Origin of the sequence: Kitasatospora sp. NPDC088779 (assembly GCF_040685395.1) — a bacterium.
In the GTDB taxonomy this organism is placed as follows: domain Bacteria; phylum Actinomycetota; class Actinomycetes; order Streptomycetales; family Streptomycetaceae; genus Kitasatospora.
The window spans coordinates 1-1,183 of the sequence record NZ_JBFBHW010000127.1 but is presented as its reverse complement, the minus strand read 5'-3'; the positions used below and the strand labels follow the sequence as shown (position 1 = coordinate 1,183).

Genomic DNA, 1,183 nt, shown 5'->3' with positions numbered 1-1,183 from the left:
AGCCGGCACAAGAACTTCGGGGTCCGTACCTTCCAGGCCGAGGACGAGATCGCCGGGATCGGTGCGGCGCTCGGCGCGTCCTTCGGTGGCGCGCTCGGCGTGACGACGACCTCGGGCCCCGGGGTGGCGTTGAAGAGTGAGACGATCGGCCTGGCGGTGTCGCTGGAGCTGCCGTTGCTGGTGGTGGACATCCAGCGCGGTGGGCCCTCCACCGGTCTGCCGACCAAGACGGAGCAGGCGGACCTGCTGCAGGCGATGTTCGGGCGCAACGGCGAGGCGCCGGTGCCGATCGTCGCTCCGGCGACGCCGGCGGAGTGCTTCGACGCGGCGCTGGAGGCGGCGCGGATCGCGGTGACGTACCGGACGCCGGTGTTCCTGCTCTCGGACGGCTACCTGGCGAACGGCTCGGAGCCGTGGCGGATCCCTGAGGTGGACGAACTCCCGCTGGTCAGTCCGGATTTCGCGACCGGGCCGAACCGCGAGGACGGCTCGTTCTGGCCCTACCTGCGGGATCCGAGGACCCTGGCCAGGCCGTGGGCGCTGCCCGGTACGCCGGGGCTGGAGCACCGGATCGGCGGGATCGAGAAGCAGGACGGGACGGGGAACATCTCCTACGACCCGGCGAACCACGACTTCATGGTCCGCACCCGGCAGGCGAAGGTCGACGGGATCGCCGTCCCCGACGTGGAGGTCGACGACCCGAGCGGCGAGGCGCGGGTGCTGGTGCTCGGCTGGGGTTCGACGTACGGGCCGATCACTGCGGCCGTGCGGCGGGTGCGGGCGGACGGCGGGGAGGTCGCCCAGGCGCACCTGCGCCACCTGAATCCCTTCCCGGCCAACCTGGGCGCGGTGCTCAGGAGTTACGAGAAGGTCGTCGTGCCGGAGATGAATCTGGGTCAGCTCGCGCTGCTGCTGCGGGCGAAGTACCTGGTGGACGCGGAGTCCTACAACCAGGTGCGTGGGCTGCCGTTCAAGGCGGCGCAGTTGGCGGACGTGCTGTCGGCGGCGATCGGCGCCCTGGACGAGGAGGACCACCGATGAGTGAGAACGGCTTCCCGTCCCTGAACCTGGTGCCCAAGGCCGAAGGTCCGCAGAGTGCCCGGGACTTCAAGACCGACCAGGAGGTGCGCTGGTGTCCCGGTTGCGGGGACTACGCGGTCCTGGCGGCGGTGCAGGGTTTCAT

At 70.8% G+C, this 1,183-nt stretch carries 2 pseudogenes; both read left to right on the top strand.

Features of this window, described 5'->3' with window-relative positions:
• Positions 1-1,041, top strand: a pseudogene (locus AB0P03_RS40810) (2-oxoglutarate ferredoxin oxidoreductase subunit alpha); the annotation flags it as partial.
• Positions 1,038-1,183 (top strand): annotated as a pseudogene (locus AB0P03_RS40805) (2-oxoacid:ferredoxin oxidoreductase subunit beta); the annotation flags it as partial. The pseudogenes AB0P03_RS40810 and AB0P03_RS40805, both read left to right, overlap by 4 nt.